Below are 17,656 nucleotides of genomic sequence, written 5' to 3'. Positions count from 1 at the left end.
AATGACATGGTATCTCTCGCATCCCAGGGCATAAGCGACTCCATAAACGGGTTCTTATGCCTCAGTTGTAAGTGTCTACCATGTCCCCGAACAAGTGTTCACTATGTCCCCGGACCGTACATCCCAAAGAGAGAGGGAATAAACAAAAAAAAAGCTCCCGATTGGGAGCTTTTTGCTGTTTACCAGGATTAGTCGTCCAGGAAGCTACGCAGCACTTCAGAGCGGCTTGGATGACGCAGCTTACGCAGCGCCTTCGCTTCGATCTGACGGATACGTTCGCGTGTCACATCGAACTGTTTACCCACTTCTTCCAGCGTGTGGTCGGTGTTCATATCGATACCGAAACGCATACGCAGCACTTTTGCTTCACGGGCGGTCAGGCCAGCCAGAACGTCGTGCGTGGCGGCACGCAGGCTCTCGGTAGTAGCCGAGTCCAGCGGCAGCTCGAGGGTGGTATCCTCGATGAAATCCCCCAGATGCGAATCTTCATCGTCACCGATCGGTGTTTCCATGGAGATTGGCTCTTTGGCGATCTTCAGCACTTTACGGATCTTGTCTTCCGGCATCAGCATGCGCTCGGCCAGCTCTTCTGGCGTCGGCTCGCGGCCCATCTCCTGCAGCATCTGGCGGGAAATACGGTTGAGCTTGTTGATGGTCTCAATCATATGAACCGGAATACGGATGGTGCGTGCCTGGTCCGCGATAGAGCGGGTGATCGCCTGACGGATCCACCATGTCGCGTAAGTAGAGAACTTGTAACCACGACGGTATTCAAACTTATCTACCGCTTTCATCAGACCGATGTTGCCTTCCTGAATCAGATCCAGGAACTGGAGACCGCGGTTGGTGTATTTCTTAGCGATAGAGATAACCAGACGCAAGTTCGCCTCAACCATCTCTTTCTTCGCACGGCGGGCTTTCGCTTCACCGATGGACATACGACGGTTGATGTCTTTGACCTGCTCAATGGTCAGGCCGGTCTCTTCTTCAATTTGCTGCAGCTTCTGCAGACCGCGATAGACATCGTCCTTCACGTCGTGCAGTTTTTCAGACCACGGCTTGTTCATCGCGATAGCCGCGTTGAACCAGGTTTCGCTGGTTTCGTTGCCGGTGAAGAGGGTGATGAAGTTCTTCTTCGGCATTTTGCACTGCTCAACGCACAGCTTCATGATGATGCGTTCCTGGGTGCGTACGCGATCCATCATCACGCGCATGCTGTTTACCAGGTAGTCGAACTGTTTTGGCACCAGGCGGAACTGTTTGAATACTTCAGACAGCTTCAGGATCTCTTCCTGAGCGGCGGCATGGCTGCGGCCTTTCGCTTTGATGGTGTCACGCGTTACTTCGTACTGGGTACGCAGCTCGGCAAACTTCTCGCGCGCCAGTTCCGGGTCGATGCTGTTGTCATCGTCCGCGCTGTCGTCGTCTTCTTCCTCATCTTCATCTTCGTCGTCATCCATCTCTTCCTGAGACAGCTCAGAACCGACGTGAGTGGCGGTAGGCGCCATATCTTCTTCAGCGTTCGGGTCGACAAAACCGGTGATCAGGTCAGACAGGCGCGCTTCTTCCGCTTCAACGCGATCGTACTGCTCCAGCAGATAGGTAATCGCTTCCGGGTATTCGGCAACAGAGCACTGAACCTGGTTGATCCCGTCTTCGATGCGTTTTGCGATGTCAATTTCGCCTTCGCGGGTCAACAGTTCAACGGTACCCATTTCGCGCATGTACATGCGGACCGGGTCAGTGGTACGCCCGATTTCAGATTCCACGCTGGACAGGACCTGTGCAGCAGCTTCTTCCGCATCTTCGTCAGTGTTGTTGGAGGTTTCAGCCAGCAACAGATCATCGGCATCCGGTGCTTCTTCCATCACCTGAATGCCCATGTCATTGATCATTTGGATGATGTCTTCGATCTGGTCTGAATCGACGATATCTTCCGGCAGATGGTCATTGACCTCGGCATAGGTCAGATAGCCTTGCTCCTTACCGCGTTGGACAAGAAGTTTCAGCTGTGACTGCGGGTTTTGCTCCATAAGACGGTATCCACACTTAATTCGTTTGATTGGTGTCGGCGATGGTGCTGCCAACCTTTAAAGCGAGGGCGTACTTATATTTTTGCCGCTGCCTCTCAGTGCGGCTGCCGGGGGCTTCCCGATCGATATTCGGCACTTAAGCCGTTAAATTTTTTATTTCTTCGCCAGTTCCTGGTTAATCATCCAGAGCTCCCGGCGTTCTTCGCTGCTTAAGCCATGGGTGCGCTCGCGAGCTATCAACTCTTCCTGGCGCAACTCAAGCATCGAATCAAACATATGGTTGAGCGAGTCGGTGAACGTTTTTTCTGCAATTTCCTTATCTGCTATATCGTCCCACATCGACAGTTTTTCAAGGGTAGCGGCCTCTTTTGTGCCGCGATAATGCTCTAAAAGTTGTCCGGTGGTCAGACCTGGCTGAGACAAACAAGTGTTGACCAGTTCTGAAAATAAGCCAAGTCCGGGCAACTTTTCGTGGTTCAAACCCGCCAGCGACGGCACTTGCGGAGCAAGTTCGGGGTTTTGCACCAGTAACCCTATCAGTATACGCATGGTTGTGCGTTTTAGCTGAGGCGCGGGGCGAACCGTGCCGTTTTCAGCCTGTTTAGGCATTAAACGTTCAAGCTGGCTGTCATCCAGGATACCGAGCTTGTTGCCTAACTCCTGACGCAGGTAGATGCGCAGCGTTTCGCCGGGCACCTGGCTGATTAACGGCAGCGCCAGAGTACTGAGCTGCGCGCGCCCGTCAGGGGTACTCAAATCCACCTGCGGCATCAGGCTGTTAAACAGAAACGTGGAGAGCGGCTGTGCCTGCTCGATCCGCGCTTCGAATGCCGCTTTGCCCTCTTTACGCACCAGCGTATCCGGGTCTTCACCGTCGGGCAGGAACATAAAGCGTAGCTGACGTCCGTCGGTCATATACGGCAGCGCGGTTTCCAGCGCTCGCCAGGCGGCGTCGCGTCCGGCTCGGTCACCGTCGTAACAGCAGATGACGTTGTTGGTCACCCTGAACAGCAGTTGAATATGATCGGCAGTGGTGGACGTACCTAACGACGCAACCGCGTAGTTAATGTCGTACTGCGCCAGCGCAACGACGTCCATATAGCCTTCGACGACCAACAGACGCGGAGGTTCCGCATTGTCCTGCTGCGCCTCATAAAGACCGTACAACTGGCGGCCCTTATGGAAAATATCGGTTTCCGGAGAGTTGAGGTATTTCGGCAGGGCATCACCCAGCACGCGACCACCAAAACCAATTACCCGGCCACGCTTGTCGCGGATCGGGAACATCACCCGTTCACGGAAGCGGTCGTAGCTTCGTCCCTGGTCGTTAGTGACCAGCATGCCTGCGTCGATGAGAGATTTACGATCTTCGCTATTGCCGCCAAAACGCTTTAACACGTTGTCCCAGCCGGGCGGGGCGTAACCAATAGCGAAACGCGCAATCACATCGTCGCTCAGTCCGCGCTTGTTCAGATACTGACGCGCAGGCTCAGCCGCAGAGTGCTTAAGAGACTGTTGGTAAAACGAATTCAGGCCATCCATCAGTTGATACAGCGTTTGCCGCTGATGGCGCTCGATCTGACTTGGCCCACTGCCTGCTTCATACGGCACTTCAAGATTATGCATCGCCGCCAGTTCTTCGACGGTTTCAACGAACTCGAGCTTGTCGTAGTTCATTAAAAAATCGACGGCATTACCGTGTGCGCCACAGCCGAAGCAATGGTAAAACTGCTTTTCACCGTTTACGGTGAAGGAGGGGGTTTTTTCGTTATGGAACGGACAGCACGCATGGTAGTTCTTGCCCTGCTTTTTCAGCTTTACCCGCGCGTCGATGAGATCGACGATGTCGGTTCTGGCGAGCAGGTCATTGATGAAAACGCGTGGGATTCTTCCGGCCATATGCCCCAAAAATTTAAGCGACTTATAAACGAAAACAAGCCGCGCATTCCTTCCGGAAGCACGGCCTTACGACTACTACTCTGTCTGTCAATTGAGGGCGTTGGCCCTCAACAGATTAGTACAGACGAGTACGGCGTGCGTTTTCGCGAGCCAGTTTCTTCGCGTGACGTTTCACAGCGGAAGCTTTAGCGCGCTTACGTTCGGTCGTTGGTTTTTCATAAAACTCACGACGACGAACTTCAGCCAGAACACCTGCTTTCTCGCATGAACGTTTGAAGCGACGCAGTGCTACGTCGAACGGCTCGTTTTCACGTACTTTAATTACCGGCATGTAACTCTCACCTTTAATAAATTCGGTTTGCCGCTGGCATCAACGCCAGCTTATTTCAAAATGGTGCGGAATTTTACTGCAAATGCTGCTGCTTTGTAAAGCACCGATGCGATTTTGAAAGGGACTTTAATAAGGGTGAGGAGTATACACGAGCCTTCTTCCTGGGGCGAACAAAGTTTTACATCAACCCGCCCAGGCTCTACACTGCGCGGTATTGAAACGAGGTAAAACAAGTCATGCGTGTACTGGGTATTGAAACATCCTGCGATGAAACCGGCATCGCCATTTACGACGACGAAAAAGGGCTTCTGGCCAACCAGCTGTATAGTCAGGTGAAATTGCACGCTGACTACGGCGGCGTCGTACCTGAACTGGCCTCTCGTGACCACGTGCGTAAAACGGTGCCCCTGATTCAGGCGGCGCTGAAAGAGGCCGGATTAAGCTCAACCGATATTGACGCCGTAGCCTATACCGCCGGTCCGGGCCTGGTCGGCGCGCTGCTGGTCGGCGCAACGGTAGGGCGTTCGCTGGCCTTCGCGTGGGACGTTCCCGCCATTCCGGTTCACCACATGGAAGGGCATCTTCTGGCACCGATGCTGGAAGAGAATCCGCCCGAATTCCCGTTCGTGGCGCTGCTGGTCTCCGGTGGGCATACCCAGCTGATTAGCGTAACGGGTATTGGCAAGTACGAGCTGCTGGGCGAGTCGATCGACGACGCCGCCGGCGAAGCGTTCGATAAAACCGCCAAGCTGCTGGGCCTGGATTATCCGGGCGGCCCGATGCTCTCTAAAATGGCGTCGCAGGGAACGGAAGGGCGCTTTGTTTTCCCGCGCCCGATGATCGACCGTCCGGGGCTGGACTTCAGCTTCTCCGGGCTGAAAACCTTCGCGGCCAACACGATCCGCAATAACGACGACAGCGACCAGACCCGCGCCGATATCGCCCGCGCGTTTGAAGACGCGGTGGTGGATACGCTGATGATCAAGTGCAAGCGCGCGCTGGATCAGACCGGGTTTAAGCGTCTGGTGATGGCGGGCGGCGTCAGCGCCAACCGCACGCTGCGCGCGAAGCTTGCGGAGATGATGCAAAAGCGTCGCGGGGAAGTGTTCTATGCGCGTCCGGAATTCTGTACCGATAACGGGGCGATGATCGCCTACGCCGGTATGGTGCGCCTGAATGCGGGGGCAACGTCCGACCTGAGCGTGTCCGTGCGTCCGCGCTGGCCGCTGGCGGAACTGCCTGAGGCGTAACCCCCTCACCCTAACCCTCTCCCCACAGGGGAGAGGGAAATTTACGACTACACCCGCAGCATCCCTTTCTCTTCCAGAAACGCAATAATCGTCCCCAGACCGTCACCCGCCTTCAGGTTGGTAAAGGTCCACGGGCGCTCGCCGCGCATGCGGTTGGTATCACGCTCCATCACCTCCAGCGACGCACCGACGTACGGCGCGAGGTCGGTTTTGTTGATCACCAGAAAATCGGATTTGGTGATCCCCGGTCCGCCCTTGCGCGGGATTTTTTCCCCTTCGGCCACGTCGATCACGTAAATAGTCAGGTCCGCCAGCTCCGGGCTGAAGGTCGCGCTCAGGTTGTCGCCGCCGCTTTCAACGAAGATCAGATCCAGATTACCGAACTTCTCGCTGAGTGCTTCTACCGCCGCGAGGTTCATTGAGGCATCTTCGCGGATGGCGGTATGTGGGCAGCCGCCCGTCTCCACGCCCACGATGCGCTCCGGCTCAAGCGCGCCCGCCTCGGTGAGGATGCGCTGATCCTCTTTGGTGTAGATATCGTTAGTGACCACCGCCAGATGGTACGTGTCGCGCATCGCCTTGCAGAGCGCTTCCAGCAGCGCGGTTTTGCCCGATCCTACCGGACCGCCCACGCCCACGCGCAGGGGATGTTTGTAATCAGCCATGTTGACTCCTCAGGAACGGAATAGTCGTGAATATTGTGTTTCGTGGCGCGCGGAGGCGATGGCCGACAGTGGCGTAGCTGCCCCCAGCGCGTCGTCGCCACGTAAAAATGCCTGTTCAAACCCGTCGGCAAAATGGTCGCTCAGGTCGATAATCAGCTGCTGTGCGGCCTGCTGCCCGAACGGCACCAGCTTGACGCCCGCCATCACCGCGCTCTCTATCCAGCTGTAGCCGAGGCTCAGCGCCAGCTCGCGCGCGCCAATGCCCCAGCGCACGCCGAGCCACGCCATGCCGCAGAGCTGGCTCTGCGCAAACAGCGGCAGCCACTCTGCCGGGCAGTTCGGCTCCCATCTTTTAATCAGGCGCGTAAAGGCCGCCCCACGGTTGCGCTCCTCTTCGCGCAGCTCGCGCGTTTCCCGGCAGGCGAGCAGATATGCCGTCCAGCGTTTTGCTGCCGCGACGTCCTGCTGTTCGCAGGCCCGGAACAGCCGGATAAACATCGGCAGATCGACGCAGAAAAAGCTCTGCTCCATCTGCTGGATCTGCCAGCGCCTGAAGGCGTCGGTGCTCGTAACCCAGCCCGCCTCTACGGCCCACTCCAGCCCCTGCGACCAGGTAAACGACCCGACCGGCAGGCTACTGCTGGAGAGCTGCATCAGGCGCAGCCGCTGGCGGGCGTGCTCCATCAGCTCATCAGCGCCAGCAGGGCGGAGACGATCAGCCCGCCGCCGAAGGTTTTACGCAGCCCGTCGTGGCGGCGCAGCAGCAAGCCTGCGGCGAAACTGGCGCACAGCACCGTCGCGCTGGCCAGCATAAAACCGCTGGTGAACAGCCAGAAGCTGTGGCCAGACATCTCCACGCCGTGCGCCCAGCCGTGGAACATCGCCAGGGCAGGCACCGCCAGCAGCAGGCGGTTTTCGGTTTTAAACATCATCACGCCGCAGACCGCCAGCGAGGCGATAATCAGCATCTCCATGCCGCTAAAGCCGCCGAGCAGGCTGCCCGCAACGGCGCCAACAAGCATCATGCCGAGGGTCGCTAAAGGCAGTAGCAGCCTGCGGCCGCTCAGGGCAGACAGTACGCCAGCCCCGGTCAGCATCAGCAGGTGATCGAGCCCGGTCAGCGGGTGGAGAAAACCGGCCTGAAAGCTGTCGGCGCCGTGGCCGGGATGCGCGAGCGCGGGAACGGAAAAAGCCAGCAGTAACAGCGGTAAATACTTACGCATGATTGATCCTTAATGTGAATGAGCGTGAGAGTGACTGTGGGCATCGCTGGCGTAAGCGCCCGCTTCCGGTTCAAACGGCAGGCTGGCGAAGGTTACCTCCAGCCCGAACTGGCGCAGCATGTCGTCGAGAACGTGATCGTGGTGATAACGCAGCTCGCCGGGCATGACCTGCAGCGGTACGTGGCGGTTGCCCAGGTGGTAGCAGGCGCGGGCGAGCAGGAACGGATCGGCGCAGCGCACCACGGAAACCGACTCCGGGGCGGCGATCACTTCGATCACTTCGCTGCCGTCGTCGGTGGTCAACAGGTCGCCCCCGCGCAGCAGCAGGCCGCGCGGCAGCATCAGTCCGGCTTCGCGCCCGTCGTTAAGCGCCACGCGAGCGCGGCTTTTCACCCGCACGTCAATCGGCAGCGTGACGCTGGCGGTAGTCGGATGCGCGTGGTCCAGGCGTTGGGTCAAATAGATCATCTTCACTCCTCAAAACAGGAAATAGCGTTGCGCCATCGGCAGAACGTCGGCCGGTTCGCTGGTAATCAGTTCACCGTCGACGCGCACCTCGTAGGTTTGCGAATCGACGGTGATGTTCGGTTGCAGAGCGTTATGGATCATGTCGGCCTTTTTCACCGTCCGGCAGCCTTTTACCACCGCCGTGGCGCTCTGCAGGCTGAGCTGCTGCGGGATGCCGTTCGCGTGGGCCGCCTGAGAAACAAACGTCAGCCGCGTGGCGTGGCGTGCTGCGCCCAGCGCGCCAAACATCGGGCGGTAATGCACTGGCTGCGGCGTGGGGATCGAGGCGTTGATGTCGCCCATCGGCGCGCAGGCGATCATCCCGCCTTTGACGATGGTGGCCGGTTTTACACCAAAGAAGGCGGGGGACCAGACCACCAGATCCGCCAGCTTGCCCGCCTCAATCGAGCCCACTTCATGGGCGATGCCGTGGGTCAGCGCCGGGTTAATGGTGTATTTGGCGACATAGCGCTTCACGCGGAAGTTATCGTTATCGCCGGTCTCTTCCGGCAGCGCGCCGCGCTGGACCTTCATGCGGTGCGCGACCTGCCAGGTGCGGATAATCACTTCCCCGACGCGGCCCATGGCCTGCGAATCTGACGAGGTGAGCGAGAACGCGCCGATATCGTGCAGCACGTCTTCCGCGGCGATGGTCTCCCGGCGAATGCGGGATTCGGCAAACGCTACGTCCTCGGCGATATCCGGGTCGAGGTGATGGCAAACCATCAGCATGTCGAGGTGCTCGTCGATGGTGTTCACCGTGTAGGGCAAGGTCGGGTTGGTGGAAGAGGGCAGAATATTCGGGTGCGCGCAGGCGGTGATGATATCCGGCGCGTGGCCGCCGCCCGCGCCTTCGGTGTGGAAGGTGTGGATGGTGCGCCCGCCGATGGCCGCCAGCGTGTCTTCGACAAACCCGGACTCGTTCAGCGTGTCGCTGTGCAGCGCCACCTGAATATCCATCTCTTCGGCCACCTCCAGCGAGCAGTTGATCGCCGCGGGCGTCGCGCCCCAGTCTTCGTGGAGCTTCAGCCCGATGGCGCCGGCGGCGATCTGCTCGCGCAGGGCGTTCGGGTTGGAGCCGTTACCTTTGCCGAGCAGGCCAATATTCACCGGCAGCGTATCGGCGGCCTGCAGCATGCGGGCGATATACCACGGCCCCGGCGTGCAGGTGGTGGCGTTGGTGCCCGCCGCCGGACCGGTGCCGCCGCCAATCATGGTGGTGATGCCGGAGACCAGCGCCTCTTCCGCCTGCTGAGGGCAGATCCAGTGGATGTGGGTGTCGATCCCGCCAGCGGTGACGATCTTCCCCTCGGCGGCAATCACTTCCGTCGCGGCGCCGATCGGGATCGTCACGCCGGGCTGAATGTCCGGGTTCCCGGCTTTGCCGACGGCGAAGATCCGCCCGTTCTTCACGCCGATATCGGCCTTCACGATCCCCCAGTGGTCGACGATCAGCGCGTTGGTGAGAACCAGATCCACGCAGCTGTCAGCTGTCATCTGCCCCTGACCCATGCCGTCGCGGATCACCTTCCCGCCGCCGAACTTGACCTCTTCGCCGTAGACCGTGAGATCGTCTTCCACTTCTATCCACAGCTCGCTGTCCGCCAGCCGCACCTTATCCCCGGTAGTGGGGCCGAACATGTCGGCATACGCCTGACGTGAAATTTCAGCCATGTTTCACCTCGCCCATGACCTCGCCGCGAAAGCCAAAAATGCGCTGCGCGCCCGTCACCTGCACCAGCGTCACCTCTCGCTTCTGGCCTGGCTCGAAGCGCACGGCGGTACCCGCCGGAATGTTCAGCCGGTAGCCCCTGGTGGCTTCGCGATCAAACTTCAGCGCCGGGTTGACCTCGTAAAAGTGGTAGTGCGATCCGACCTGGATCGGCCTGTCGCCGTGATTTTCAACAACAACACTTTGGGCTTCACGCCCGACGTTGATCGCAATAGTGCCGGGCTGGATCTGGTATTCACCTGGGATCATCACGTGCTCCTTACACGATCGGGTTGTGGACGGTGACGAGCTTGGAGCCGTCCGGGAAGGTGGCTTCCACCTGAATATCCGGGATCATCTCCGGCACGCCCTCCATCACCTGATCGCGCGTCAGGACGTGGCGGCCCGCCTCCATCAGCGAGGCGACGGTTTCGCCATCGCGCGCGCCTTCCATGATAAAGGCGCTGATCAGCGCGACCGATTCCGGGTAGTTGAGCTTTACCCCGCGCGCAAGGCGGCGTTCGGCAACCAGCGCGGCGGTAAACAGCAACAGCTTGTCTTTTTCTCTGGGGGTCAGTTCCATAACGTTTCTCTTATGTCTGCCAGATGCGCGGCGAACAGGCGGTTTTGGTAGTAAGAAGCGGGCGAAGCGACTGCCAGATGTCGCGCATCGCCCGCTGGCAAATCAGGTTGTCGTGGGAGAGAAAACGCACCGACAGCAGATCGTCGGTGAGCGTTGCCCCCGCAAAATGGCCCAGAGGCGCGAGCAGCGCGCGCACCGTGTCGAGATGATCTTCCCGGGCCGGATAGAACAGCAGTGTGCCGATCCACGGGTGTCCGGCAACGGGCGTGAGATCGCCGTCGCCGAGGTGCTGGCGCTCTATCAGGCGCGGTTCGTCATCCACCCACACTTCAAGGCGGCTCTCCAGCGTGCCGTGGCTGAAGGTCTCACCGATTACCGGGCGGCCCAGGCAGTACAGCTCCCACGCCAGCAGCGTGCTGGAGGCCTTAAGGTGGAAGATGGAACGCAGCGCGGCGTTCGCGCCGGGAAAGATAATGGTGTCCTGCGGCAGCCACTCCAGCGTGGCGTTTTCATCAAGATAAAAGTGCTGGCTCAGACGCGCCTGCGGGCCGCTGCTGCGGTAGAACTTGCTGGCGCCGGGCATGGTGATAAGCGCGTGGCTTTTGGCATCGAGCCGAACGGAAATATCCAGCGTATCGCCGCCCACGACGCCGCCGGGCGGGTGCAGCAGATAGAGGTGGCAGGTTTTTCCTTCGGGATAAAACGGACGTTGTACGGTGAGCGGCCCGACGTGTCGAACGGAACGCAGGAGGGTTTTCTCAGGGGCGTGACAAAACTGCAGGGCAAGCGACGCCTGCCAGCCTTTATACGTATTATCAGTGACCTGAGCTGCTAACATGCTGCTTCCATCTGCTCATCATCGGGGTCGTTTCAGTATGCCCTGGCGGAAATGAAGGCTGTCATATGAGTCGCTTATGGATAGAGGAAATTAAAAAGCACGACCCGGGGCCGTGCTCTGTGTGAAGCATGACGATCCTATTTCAGGTGGTCATGCAATGCTGCACCTGCCTGCTCAAGGGCGACTTTAACCGTTGGCTCCTGGCTCAGCGGGTTAAGCAGGCCGTAATCGTGGATCATGCCGTTATAGCGCGTGACGGTCACCGGGACGCCAGCCGCATCCAGTTTACGCCCGAATGCTTCACCTTCATCCCGCAGAACGTCCAGCTCAGCTGTCTGAATCAGCGTCTCCGGGAAGCCTTTCAACTGTGCAGTGCTGGCGCGAAGCGGAGAGGCAAGGATATTGTTACGATCGGCAGCGCTGGTGGTGTAGTTGTCCCAGAACCATTTCATCATGTTTTTTGACAGGAAGTAGCCATTTTCGAACTGGTGATAGGAAGCCGTATCAAAGCTGGCGTCCGTCACTGGCCAGAGCATCACGTTGTAGCGAATTTTTGGCCCATTAAACTGTTTGGCCTGCAACGCCACTGAAGCCACCATGTTGCCGCCCACGCTGTTACCAACCAGGCCCAGACGGCTGCCGTCCACGCCAATTTCCTGGCCGTGCTCGGCTACCCATTTTGTCGCTTCATAGGCCTGATTGATTGCCACCGGGAAATGGGCTTCAGGTGACGGTGTGTAATCAACGTAAACCGCTGCGGCACCAGATGCACGAACCAGATCGCGGATTAAACGTTCGTGGGTTGGAAAATCACCCAGCACCCAACCGCCACCGTGGAAGAACATAAATACCGGGAGCGTACCGGCAGCATGTTCAGGCTTCACAATTTTTAGGGCGATCGTCTGGCCATTGACCTGGATCGTTTTTTCAGTCACCTGAGCGGGCGGCAATTTTGCTCCTTGCTGTGCGCCGATCAGTACCTGGCGGGCCTCCTGCGGGGTCATCTGTTCCATCGGTTTCCCTTTGCCAGCATTCAGGACATCAAGAAATGCCTGTACGCCTGCGGTCGGGGCTGGAGTATTGGTGGTTTGAGCGGATGCCGCGGCTGACGCGAAGACGGAAGAAATCAGGATGGCGGTTAATGTTTTCATGGTGGTACCCCTTTTAACGTATTTGATTGGATAACTAAATAGTGTGCTACTTAGTTGCTGATATAATACTTGCGTGCAAGATACTTTTAGTCAAACATTATTTATAATTTTTTTTTAGGCAACAGATTCAGGGTTGATAGAAAAATGAAAGAAAACAAAACACTAGATGATTTATTGTGCTTCTCGCTGTACTCGGTCACCAATGCGTTCGTGCGCCAGTACCGCCCCCTGCTGCAGGAGATGGATCTGACCTATCCGCAATTTGTTGTTTTGATGGCGCTCTACGAGAAAGACAACATCCCGCTTCGCGATCTCAGCGATAAAACCTATTTTGATTCAGGCACATTGACCCCGCTGGTTCAGAAGCTTGAAGCAAAAGGTTTTCTCAACCGTATCGCGGTTGTGGGGGATGAAAGGATGAAAAATGTCGTATTGACCGATAAGGCGAAAGAACTGAAAAAGCAGGTGATGGCGCTGCCGGACCAGATTCGCTGCAGCATGCGGATGAATGATGATGAGCTGGAAATGCTAAAAAAACTCTCCCGAACGCTGCTGGAAGATTTTTAAGCGCACTTCGGTGGGGCTGAACCCACCGAAGCGATGTGTCGTTACCGGTAGTCCTCCGCATCCACATCATACCCGGACGGCTCCCAGCGGATCGCCAGCAATGACGCCAGACCGATAAACGGCGCCAGCGCAATCACCCAGAACACGGCGGTGTCGAGAGACGCGACCAGCAGCGGGAACAGGAACAGCGACAGCGTGGAGCTGCTGCGCATCAGCGTCTGGTTGAGACCCACGCCCACGCCGCGCAGCGAGGTCGGGTAGCTCAGCGAGGCGAACGTCATGGTATGCGCGCCCGGGCCAAATCCCTGACCGAACAGGAAAAGCGCCAGCATCGCCACGGCAAGCACCCCTTCAGAGGCACCGTCCGGTCGACCAATCAGCGCCAGCCCCAGCAGCGCCACAAGCTGACAGGCGTAACCCGCCAGCGACATCCGCCACGCGCCGAAGCGCGGCACGTAGCGTACCGCCAGTAATCCGCCGATAAACGCAAACAGCAGGTTCAGCGCCAGCGAGATCACAATAGTTGTCAGCATAGACTGCACGAAGAAGCTTGAAATAATCACCGGCAGGCCAAAGGCCACGGCGTTATAGGCGAACGAGGAGACGACGGACAGCAGCGTGGCGAGCGTGGTACGCCGCAGATAGATGCCGCGGAACAGGTTCAGATAGTTCGACCATTTGGCTTTATTCACGACAGGCGCAGGCTGGGTGAGCGCATCCTGCGGGACGTGGGCGTTAATATTGTACGACTGCCGCAAAATGGACGCCGCCTCTTTCAGGTTGCCCTGATTCGCCGCCCAGACCGGCGATTCGCTCATATAGCGGCTGCGGATGGCGATGATCACCAGCGCGGGTACTGCACCAAAGCCGAGAATCAAACGCCAGAGCCAGTCGCTGTGGCTTTCCGAGAGCACGGCGTAGAAAAAGAGAACCAGAAGGTAAGAGATGCTGATCGCCGCATACCAGGTAGGGCACCACATCGCGACGCTGGAGGCCTTATTGCCCGGCCCTTTCAGCCTGGCAAACTCGCTCAGGAACGCCATCGCCACGGGAAGGTCGATCCCCACGCCAAGGCCCATCACAAAGCGCGCGCCCGCCAGCACATATTCATTCGGGGCCAGCGCGCAGGCGATAGCGGCGACGACAAAGAATACCATGTCGGCCATAAAGACGCGGTAGCGCCCGATTTTATCCGTGAGGTAACCGCCGAGCAGCGCCCCGACAATGGCACCAAAGGTAATCGCCGAGGCCACCATGCCGGTACCGGCGGGCGTCAGGTTAAATTCGCGGGTAATGTCTTTAATGCCGAACGCCAGCGCGCCCAGATCGTAGGCATCGAGGAAAATCCCGCCCAGAGCGATACCTACCACGATCCGGGCGTTGGCCCGGCCCTGTGAGCCATCGTTAACGAGACGTGAAACGTCCGATGCACTGCGCACCCACTGAATGTCGCCATCAGGGGGAATTCCTGCCGTTGAAAGGGGAGTTGTGTCTGTGATTTCTGCCATTTTCTTTTTGTGTGGTTGTGTTGTGTCTCTAACAGTTACCACAGGCAGAAGGTGACAAAAATCACATTTGGTTATAAGGCATAACTAACCGCCTACTCGGGATCTTTTTTCTTTCGCCTGAGCTTCGTCCAGATCTTCGTTTCCTGGCGTCGCCACAAGCGCTGGATATTGTCGTGATGACGCAGCAGGATCAGGCATGAGAGCATCGATACCGGGAAGGTGAATTGGGGTTTAAACCACCAGACGTAAAACGGGGCGATCAGCGCGCTGACGATGGCACCCAGCGACGAATAGCCGCTCAGCAGAATGGTCAGCAGCCAGGTCCCGGCCATGACGCCGGTTAAGTCCCATCCGATGGGCGCGATGGCACCAAAGGCGGTCGCCACCCCTTTGCCGCCTTTAAAGCCGAAGAATACGGGCCAGATATGGCCGACGCAGGCGGCGATGGCGATGAGCCCCAGCCAGAACGGCGTGACGCCCAGCGCATACGCGCCCCAGACGGGTAGCATCCCCTTCAGAATATCAAAAATCAAAACCGCTACGGCTGCTCCCTTGCCGCCAATTCGAAGCACGTTGGTCGCTCCCGGATTCCCGGAACCACTTTCACGCGGGTCAGGTAACCCGGCAATGCGGCAGACCAGAATGGCGCTGGAGATTGAGCCGCAAAGATAGGCGAGGAGGATCATTCCAGGCGCGATTGCACTCATAACGCTGTTCCGTTTTGAAAATGTATCTGTATTCTCAGCATCTGTGGATAATACGCATAATTCGCCGGAAGTGGTATCCGGTTTAGCCAAAAAGCAGGCAGGTCGTGATGGATATTGTATTTATAGAGCAACTTTCGGTAATCACCACAATTGGTGTTTACGACTGGGAACAGACCATCGAGCAGAAACTGGTGTTCGATATCGAAATGGGATGGGATAACCGCAAATCGGCAAAAAGCGATGACGTGAATGACTGTCTGAGCTATGCCGACATCAGCGAAGCGGTGATCGGCCACGTGGAAGGACAGCGTTTTGCGCTGGTGGAACGGGTGGCGGAAGAGGTGGCGGATCTGCTGCTGACCAAATTCAACTCACCGTGGGTACGCATTAAGCTGAGCAAGCCGGGGGCAGTGGCGCGCGCGGCCAACGTGGGCGTGATTATCGAGCGTGGCACAAATCTGAAAGGAAACAATTAACGTCATAATTGCTAAACCATTTTAGGTTATATCGGTCTTAAGGCTGTATCTTTCACGGTAGCCGTTGGGGCGACCGTTTTTTTATATCTTTTTTTAGGGGTTTATAGATGAGCGATATGCACTCGCTGCTGGTGGCGGCAATTCTGGGTGTGGTCGAAGGATTGACGGAGTTTTTGCCGGTTTCCAGTACGGGCCATATGATTATCGTTGGCCATCTGCTGGGCTTCGAAGGCGATACCGCAAAGACGTTTGAGGTGGTAATTCAGCTGGGCTCGATTCTGGCGGTGGTGGTGATGTTCTGGCGTCGCCTGTTTGGCCTGATCGGCATCCACTTTGGCCGTCTGCCGCAGCGTGAAGGAGAGGGCAAAGGCCGCCTGACGCTGATTCACATCCTGCTCGGGATGATCCCGGCGGTGGTATTGGGGCTGGTATTCCACGACACCATTAAATCGCTGTTTAACCCGATTAACGTCATGTACGCGCTGGTGGTGGGCGGTTTCCTGCTGATTGCCGCGGAAGTGCTGAAGCCAAAAGTCCCGCGTGCGGAAGGCCTGGACGATATGACCTATCGTCAGGCGTTTATCATTGGCTGCTTCCAGTGTCTGGCGCTGTGGCCGGGCTTCTCCCGTTCAGGTGCGACCATTTCAGGCGGGATGCTGATGGGCGTGAGCCGCTACGCGGCGTCCGAGTTCTCGTTCCTGCTGGCGGTGCCGATGATGATGGGCGCCACTGCGCTGGACCTTTACAAAAGCATTGGCTTCCTGACCACAGGCGATATTCCGATGTTTGCCGTGGGCTTTATCACCGCCTTTATCGTGGCGCTGATTGCCATCAAAACCTTCCTGCAGCTGATTAAGCGTATCTCGTTCATTCCGTTCGCGATCTACCGCTTTATCGTCGCGGCTGCGGTGTACGTGGTCTTCTTCTGATAACCGATTGCCCTCACTCTTTCGGCTGAGGGCAACGCTTTTCCTTCCACGCGGTAACCGCGTCAATCCGCCGTTTGGTTAGCTCCTCGCGAATCTCCGGGCCTTTAAATCCTGCCTCAACCACGTCTTTCGTTGGCACCGCTTTTGCGACTTCCCACGCTTCGCGCAGCAAACGCCCCTGGGGATAATCGGACGCTTCAAACCCTGTGCGACCGCGCACGTCCGCTTCGCTGGTGAGCGCAATCTGCTCCACGCGCTGCGGCTTGCGCCAGGCGTCGATATTATCGAACAGCTTCACGATGGTGGCGGGCTTCAGGATCGGGAAGGTATGGATCAGGTCGTGGAACTCGGCGACCAGCTTTGCCAGATCGCGGATGTCATTCGGCACGCGCAGACGCTGGCAGAGCCCGTCAACCAGCTTTACGCCCGCCGGACCGTGCCCGTGATGGCGCGGCCAGAACTCTTTCGGCGTTAAGCCTTTGCCGAGATCGTGGCACAAGGTGGAAAAACGTACGTCCACCTCAGGGCTGAGCATGGCGGCCATGCTCAGCGTCATCAGCGTGTGCACGCCGGTATCAATTTCGGGATGCCATTTCGCCGGTGCGGGCACGCCAAACAGCGCGTCGATTTCCGGGAACAGCACCTTCAGCGCGCCGCAGTCGCGCAGAACCTGGAAAAAGACCTGCGGGTTGCGGGTGGTGAGGGCATTTTCCGTCTCTTTCCAGACGCGCTCCGGCGTCAGGTGTTCCAGCTCGCCCGCCTCGGTCATGGCCGTCATCAACGCCATCGTCTCATCCGCAATACGGAAGCTCAGATGCGCGTAACGCGCGGCAAAACGCGCCACGCGCAGCACGCGGAGCGGATCTTCAGAAAATGCCGGGGAGACGTGACGCAAAAGACGATCGCGCAGGTCGTCCTGCCCGCCGTAGGCGTCGATGATATGGCCGTTTTCGTCCTGGGCCAGGGCGTTAATGGTGAGATCGCGGCGCAGCAGATCCTGCTCCAGCGTCACATCCGGCGCGGCGTAACAGGTGAAGCCGGTATAACCGGAACCGGATTTCCGTTCGGTACGCGCCAGGGCGTACTCTTCCCGGCTTTTCGGATGCAGGAACACGGGAAAATCGCGGCCTACCTGCTGGTAGCCCGCGTCGAGCATCTCTTCCGGGGTGGCGCCCACCACCACCCAGTCTTTATCTTTGACCGGCAGACCTAACAACGCATCACGTACCGCACCACCGACCAGATAACTCTTCACGCCCAACTCTCCCGTTTTCTCTT

At 58.0% G+C, this 17,656-nt stretch carries 19 protein-coding genes; 4 read left to right on the top strand and 15 right to left on the bottom strand.

Translation table 11 applies throughout. The features are described from left to right. Positions 1 to 188: 188 nt before the first annotated feature. The 3 genes from rpoD to rpsU all read right to left on the bottom strand — a co-directional run bounded on the left by rpoD (position 189) and on the right by rpsU (position 4,263). A complete protein-coding gene (rpoD, locus tag ACMWL8_RS22375) occupies positions 189 to 2,033 on the bottom strand; it encodes an RNA polymerase sigma factor RpoD (protein WP_028014473.1) in 1,845 nt (614 codons plus the stop codon). A gap of 153 nt (positions 2,034 to 2,186) precedes the next feature. Next, complete coding sequence (gene dnaG / locus ACMWL8_RS22370; RefSeq protein ID WP_414751613.1) at positions 2,187 to 3,932, bottom strand: DNA primase; 1,746 nt, start codon at positions 3,930 to 3,932, stop codon at positions 2,187 to 2,189. 115 nt (positions 3,933 to 4,047) lie between these two features. After that, the gene (rpsU, locus tag ACMWL8_RS22365) at positions 4,048 to 4,263 is read right to left on the bottom strand and encodes a 30S ribosomal protein S21 (RefSeq protein WP_001144069.1); all 216 of its coding nucleotides are present in this window, start codon (positions 4,261 to 4,263) and stop codon (positions 4,048 to 4,050) included. Positions 4,264 to 4,499: 236 nt separating this feature from the next. Between rpsU and tsaD the strand changes: the two genes are divergently transcribed. Continuing rightward, complete coding sequence (gene tsaD, locus ACMWL8_RS22360; protein ID WP_045261144.1) at positions 4,500 to 5,513, top strand: tRNA (adenosine(37)-N6)-threonylcarbamoyltransferase complex transferase subunit TsaD; 1,014 nt, start codon at positions 4,500 to 4,502, stop codon at positions 5,511 to 5,513. 47 nt (positions 5,514 to 5,560) lie between these two features. On the opposite strand, the gene ureG is transcribed toward tsaD, so the two are convergent. From ureG to ACMWL8_RS22315, 9 genes are all read right to left on the bottom strand, one after another. Then, entirely contained in the window at positions 5,561 to 6,178 is a 618-nt protein-coding gene (gene ureG, locus ACMWL8_RS22355; protein ID WP_022651876.1) for an urease accessory protein UreG, read from the bottom strand. A gap of 9 nt (positions 6,179 to 6,187) precedes the next feature. After that, positions 6,188 to 6,862: an urease accessory protein UreF gene (locus ACMWL8_RS22350; protein ID WP_045261143.1), complete on the bottom strand. Its 675-nt coding sequence runs from the start codon at positions 6,860 to 6,862 to the stop codon at positions 6,188 to 6,190. After that, positions 6,862 to 7,401, bottom strand: a complete 540-nt coding sequence (locus tag ACMWL8_RS22345) for a HupE/UreJ family protein (RefSeq protein WP_028014468.1) — start codon at positions 7,399 to 7,401, stop codon at positions 6,862 to 6,864. The genes ACMWL8_RS22350 and ACMWL8_RS22345 overlap by 1 nt, the downstream gene beginning before the upstream one ends. 9 nt (positions 7,402 to 7,410) lie before the next feature. Continuing rightward, positions 7,411 to 7,869, bottom strand: coding sequence for an urease accessory protein UreE (gene ureE, locus ACMWL8_RS22340; protein WP_045261142.1), 459 nt, complete (start codon positions 7,867 to 7,869; stop codon positions 7,411 to 7,413). A 9-nt stretch (positions 7,870 to 7,878) separates the two neighbouring features. Continuing rightward, a complete protein-coding gene (gene ureC / locus ACMWL8_RS22335; protein WP_045261141.1) occupies positions 7,879 to 9,582 on the bottom strand; it encodes an urease subunit alpha in 1,704 nt (567 codons plus the stop codon). After that, entirely contained in the window at positions 9,575 to 9,889 is a 315-nt protein-coding gene (locus ACMWL8_RS22330; protein WP_028014465.1) for an urease subunit beta, read from the bottom strand. Before ACMWL8_RS22330 ends, ureC begins: the two co-directional genes overlap by 8 nt. Positions 9,890 to 9,899: 10 nt before the next feature. After that, entirely contained in the window at positions 9,900 to 10,202 is a 303-nt protein-coding gene (locus tag ACMWL8_RS22325) for an urease subunit gamma (RefSeq protein WP_003862556.1), read from the bottom strand. A 10-nt stretch (positions 10,203 to 10,212) separates the two neighbouring features. Then, positions 10,213 to 11,040, bottom strand: a complete 828-nt coding sequence (locus ACMWL8_RS22320; protein WP_045261140.1) for an urease accessory protein UreD — start codon at positions 11,038 to 11,040, stop codon at positions 10,213 to 10,215. 137 nt (positions 11,041 to 11,177) lie between these two features. After that, on the bottom strand, positions 11,178 to 12,191 hold the full coding sequence (locus ACMWL8_RS22315) for an alpha/beta hydrolase (RefSeq protein ID WP_028014463.1): 1,014 nt from the start codon (positions 12,189 to 12,191) through the stop codon (positions 11,178 to 11,180). A 144-nt stretch (positions 12,192 to 12,335) separates the two neighbouring features. On the opposite strand from ACMWL8_RS22315, the gene ACMWL8_RS22310 reads away from it, so the two are divergent. Beyond that, complete coding sequence (locus ACMWL8_RS22310; protein WP_028014462.1) at positions 12,336 to 12,758, top strand: MarR family winged helix-turn-helix transcriptional regulator; 423 nt, start codon at positions 12,336 to 12,338, stop codon at positions 12,756 to 12,758. A 41-nt stretch (positions 12,759 to 12,799) separates the two neighbouring features. On the opposite strand, the gene ACMWL8_RS22305 is transcribed toward ACMWL8_RS22310, so the two are convergent. Beyond that, positions 12,800 to 14,266: an MFS transporter gene (locus tag ACMWL8_RS22305; protein ID WP_045261139.1), complete on the bottom strand. Its 1,467-nt coding sequence runs from the start codon at positions 14,264 to 14,266 to the stop codon at positions 12,800 to 12,802. Positions 14,267 to 14,358: 92 nt separating this feature from the next. Next, positions 14,359 to 14,973: a glycerol-3-phosphate 1-O-acyltransferase PlsY gene (gene plsY, locus ACMWL8_RS22300; protein WP_045261138.1), complete on the bottom strand. Its 615-nt coding sequence runs from the start codon at positions 14,971 to 14,973 to the stop codon at positions 14,359 to 14,361. Positions 14,974 to 15,080: 107 nt separating this feature from the next. Between plsY and folB the strand changes: the two genes are divergently transcribed. Beyond that, on the top strand, positions 15,081 to 15,449 hold the full coding sequence (gene folB, locus ACMWL8_RS22295) for a bifunctional dihydroneopterin aldolase/7,8-dihydroneopterin epimerase (RefSeq protein WP_045261137.1): 369 nt from the start codon (positions 15,081 to 15,083) through the stop codon (positions 15,447 to 15,449). Positions 15,450 to 15,556: 107 nt separating this feature from the next. Beyond that, positions 15,557 to 16,378 carry an undecaprenyl-diphosphate phosphatase gene (gene bacA, locus ACMWL8_RS22290; RefSeq protein WP_028014459.1) on the top strand — a complete coding sequence of 274 codons (822 nt, stop codon included), beginning with the start codon at positions 15,557 to 15,559 and terminating at the stop codon, positions 16,376 to 16,378. 13 nt (positions 16,379 to 16,391) lie between these two features. Here the strand turns inward: bacA and ACMWL8_RS22285 are convergent, their stop codons facing one another. After that, positions 16,392 to 17,633 (bottom strand): multifunctional CCA addition/repair protein, encoded by a 1,242-nt coding sequence (locus ACMWL8_RS22285; RefSeq protein WP_028014458.1) that lies wholly within the window; start codon positions 17,631 to 17,633, stop codon positions 16,392 to 16,394. Between the last annotated feature and the right edge of the window lie 23 nt (positions 17,634 to 17,656).

The sequence above is a fragment of the Enterobacter sp. 04-C-12-SI-ECC genome (genome assembly GCF_047530715.1).
In the GTDB taxonomy this organism is placed as follows: Bacteria; Pseudomonadota; Gammaproteobacteria; order Enterobacterales; family Enterobacteriaceae; genus Enterobacter; species Enterobacter bugandensis.
This window is presented reverse-complemented; position numbering and strand designations above follow the sequence as displayed.

What these genes read in the sequence shown, in the direction of transcription:
- rpoD (WP_028014473.1), bottom strand. Translation starts at nt 2,033, where the DNA reads ATGGAGCAAAACCCGCAGTCACAGCTGAAACTTCTTGTCCAACGCGGT.
- dnaG (WP_414751613.1), bottom strand. Translation starts at nt 3,932, where the DNA reads ATGGCCGGAAGAATCCCACGCGTTTTCATCAATGACCTGCTCGCCAGA.
- rpsU (WP_001144069.1), bottom strand. Translation starts at nt 4,263, where the DNA reads ATGCCGGTAATTAAAGTACGTGAAAACGAGCCGTTCGACGTAGCACTG.
- tsaD (WP_045261144.1), top strand. Translation starts at nt 4,500, where the DNA reads ATGCGTGTACTGGGTATTGAAACATCCTGCGATGAAACCGGCATCGCC.
- ureG (WP_022651876.1), bottom strand. Translation starts at nt 6,178, where the DNA reads ATGGCTGATTACAAACATCCCCTGCGCGTGGGCGTGGGCGGTCCGGTA.
- ACMWL8_RS22350 (WP_045261143.1), bottom strand. Translation starts at nt 6,862, where the DNA reads ATGGAGCACGCCCGCCAGCGGCTGCGCCTGATGCAGCTCTCCAGCAGT.
- ACMWL8_RS22345 (WP_028014468.1), bottom strand. Translation starts at nt 7,401, where the DNA reads ATGCGTAAGTATTTACCGCTGTTACTGCTGGCTTTTTCCGTTCCCGCG.
- ureE (WP_045261142.1), bottom strand. Translation starts at nt 7,869, where the DNA reads ATGATCTATTTGACCCAACGCCTGGACCACGCGCATCCGACTACCGCC.
- ureC (WP_045261141.1), bottom strand. Translation starts at nt 9,582, where the DNA reads ATGGCTGAAATTTCACGTCAGGCGTATGCCGACATGTTCGGCCCCACT.
- ACMWL8_RS22330 (WP_028014465.1), bottom strand. Translation starts at nt 9,889, where the DNA reads ATGATCCCAGGTGAATACCAGATCCAGCCCGGCACTATTGCGATCAAC.
- ACMWL8_RS22325 (WP_003862556.1), bottom strand. Translation starts at nt 10,202, where the DNA reads ATGGAACTGACCCCCAGAGAAAAAGACAAGCTGTTGCTGTTTACCGCC.
- ACMWL8_RS22320 (WP_045261140.1), bottom strand. Translation starts at nt 11,040, where the DNA reads ATGTTAGCAGCTCAGGTCACTGATAATACGTATAAAGGCTGGCAGGCG.
- ACMWL8_RS22315 (WP_028014463.1), bottom strand. Translation starts at nt 12,191, where the DNA reads ATGAAAACATTAACCGCCATCCTGATTTCTTCCGTCTTCGCGTCAGCC.
- ACMWL8_RS22310 (WP_028014462.1), top strand. Translation starts at nt 12,336, where the DNA reads ATGAAAGAAAACAAAACACTAGATGATTTATTGTGCTTCTCGCTGTAC.
- ACMWL8_RS22305 (WP_045261139.1), bottom strand. Translation starts at nt 14,266, where the DNA reads ATGGCAGAAATCACAGACACAACTCCCCTTTCAACGGCAGGAATTCCC.
- plsY (WP_045261138.1), bottom strand. Translation starts at nt 14,973, where the DNA reads ATGAGTGCAATCGCGCCTGGAATGATCCTCCTCGCCTATCTTTGCGGC.
- folB (WP_045261137.1), top strand. Translation starts at nt 15,081, where the DNA reads ATGGATATTGTATTTATAGAGCAACTTTCGGTAATCACCACAATTGGT.
- bacA (WP_028014459.1), top strand. Translation starts at nt 15,557, where the DNA reads ATGAGCGATATGCACTCGCTGCTGGTGGCGGCAATTCTGGGTGTGGTC.